This window comes from Mycobacterium sp. E3339 (assembly GCF_001666915.1).
GTDB lineage: Bacteria > Actinomycetota > Actinomycetes > Mycobacteriales > Mycobacteriaceae > Mycobacterium.
This window is the reverse complement of record NZ_LZIZ01000063.1, coordinates 1-2,233: the sequence shown is the minus strand read 5'-3', so window position 1 is coordinate 2,233 and position 2,233 is coordinate 1. Positions and strand designations below refer to the sequence as shown.

Annotated in this window: 2 protein-coding genes and 1 pseudogene; 2 read left to right on the top strand and 1 reads right to left on the bottom strand. The window is 67.6% G+C overall.

Annotated features, from left to right (window positions below; all coding sequences use genetic code 11):
• Together A5702_RS05755 and A5702_RS05750 are read left to right on the top strand one after the other, a co-directional pair.
• Positions 1–210: pseudogene (locus A5702_RS05755) on the top strand (dihydrodipicolinate reductase); the annotation flags it as partial.
• A 44-nt stretch (positions 211–254) separates the two neighbouring features.
• Positions 255–1,229, top strand: a complete 975-nt coding sequence (locus tag A5702_RS05750) for an LLM class flavin-dependent oxidoreductase (RefSeq protein WP_067818103.1) — start codon at positions 255–257, stop codon at positions 1,227–1,229.
• 84 nt (positions 1,230–1,313) lie between these two features.
• Here A5702_RS05750 and A5702_RS05745 read toward each other — a convergent pair whose 3' ends face one another.
• Positions 1,314–2,099, bottom strand: coding sequence for a spirocyclase AveC family protein (locus tag A5702_RS05745; RefSeq protein WP_068218976.1), 786 nt, complete (start codon positions 2,097–2,099; stop codon positions 1,314–1,316).
• Positions 2,100–2,233 lie beyond the last annotated feature (134 nt).

The following is a 2,233-nucleotide window of genomic DNA, read 5'->3' as shown; positions in this document are numbered from 1 at the left end:
GCGACCTATCGGGTGGACATCGAGGGCGACCCCGACATCCATTGCGTCATGACGCTCGGCGCGGCCGAGGGCCACGGTGCGGGGCGCGCCGCGATGGCGTCGACGGCCATGCGGGTGGTGAACGCGATCCCGTACGTCGTCGACGCGCCCGCGGGCCTGCTGAGTTCTCTGGACATCCCAACGACTCTGCCTCTTTACGCCTTCGACTAAACGTGTAACGTACGTCGAACGAATAGCCTGGCTAGGAGTCTGCCGTGTACACACTTCGCTTCGACATGCGCGATCCCGAATGGGCCGCCCCCCCAACCGATCTGTACGCAGCCGTGCCCGAAATGTGCGCCTGGGCCGAAGAACACGGCGGTTTGGCCGCCGTCCTGTGTGAGCACCACGGGTCGGAGGACGGCTATCTGCCCTCGCCGCTATTGCTGGCTTCAGCAGTGGCCGCGCGGACCCAGCGGCTGGCGCTGAGCCTGATTCTGATCCTGCCGTTCTACGAAACCGTGCGTCTCGCCGAGGACATGGCGGTGCTGGACATCCTGAGCCGCGGGCGGGCTTCGTACATCCTGGCCCTGGGCTACCGGCCGGAGGAATTCGAGCACTTCGGCGTGCCGATGAAAACCCGTGGCCGCCTCTGCGACGAGAAATTGGGACTGTTGCGGCGACTGCTTGCCGGCGAGACCGTCGTCCAGGACGGGCGGCGGATCACCGTGACGCCCCGCCCGCTGACGCCGGGCGGGCCGGCGCTGATGTGGGGTGGCGGAACGGTCGCCGCGGCTCGTCGCGCCGGCCGGTATGGCCTGGGCATGCTGGGCAACGCCAACGCGCCGGGCATGCAGCAGGCCTACGAGGAAGCCTGCCGCGAGCACGGCCATCAGCCCGGGCCCACGATGTTTCCCAGCCGCGACACGCCCTCGGTCGTGTTCGTCGCCGACGACGTGGATCAGGCGTGGAAGGAGATCGGCGAGCACCTGCTGCACGACGTGCGGACCTACGCCGCGTGGAACCCCGGGGACGAGACGACGGCCGGCTTCTCGCACGTGAACACCGTCGACGAGCTGCGCGCCGCGCCGACTTCCCACATCATTATCTCTGTGCCGGAAGCCATTTCGCGGGTCCGCGCCGGCCAGGTGCTCAACCTGTCCCCGCTGTGCGGCGGCCTGCCGCCCGATGTCGCGTGGCCGTATCTCAAGCGCGTGGGCGAGGTCGTGCTGCCCGAGGCTCTCGGGTGAGGTTGGACGCACACGCGCCGAACGTCGAGTTGTTGAGCCGACTTTGCCCATTTTCGCCCAACAACTCCACGTTGGGCGTGGCCGTTACCGCGGTTGGTTCGGCACGCCCGGGAAAAGTTGTTCCGTCGGCCCCGCGGTGACCCAGCCGCCGAGCTTCGTCGCCAGGTGGGGCGCGAAAACCGCGCCATAGAGGACGTTTCCGACGACGATCACCGCGGCGACGGACAGCAGCGACGCGCCGAGGCGGCTCTTCGACCTGTTCTCGGCCCACATCTCGATGACGTTTCGTCCCTGCGCGTCGGTGCGGCCCAACAGGTAGGTGAAGACCATCATCTGGATGGCCATCGCGAGGGAGTCGTAGAGCGGGTATTGATGCACGGTTCCCTCGCGGATCGCCAGCCCCGGAATCACCCGGCCGTAATAGAACACCCCGAGCTTGGCGCCCAGGAACCCGTTGAAAAAGAGCGCCCAGCAGAAGCCGACGATGAGACCGACCACCAACAACGTTGGGGGCCTGCGCCAGCCGAACCGCGCGCTCAGCCATCGTCCGAGGGCCGTGCCGGTCACGGCCGGCAGCACGAAGTAGGAGATGTAGCCGACGGGAACGAACAGGGGCAGCCCGCCCCACGTGACGTTGAGCGGCCACCACGAGGGCATGCGGGGGATGGCCGGCGGAAACTGCGCGTACATCGCCCAGTCGTAGGGGGCCTCGATCCACGAGAAGGACATCGCCGAGATGCACAGCAGCAGAAGTGGGTGTAGCCGGCGCCGGCGGACACTGAGGTACACGCCGAGGGCCGTGAACCCGATGCCCCCGATCAGCGCGAAGTCGCTGGCCGCCTGCATCACGGGGGTCATCTGGGAACTCACTGGTCGGTCCCCGCGGTCCGGCGCGCCTGCGGGTCAAAGCGCAGCACCAGGCCGAATATCAGAATGACCAGCCCGAACAACGTGCCCAGCATGATGACAGCGCCCACGGCCGCACCCCTTCCGATACCACCTCG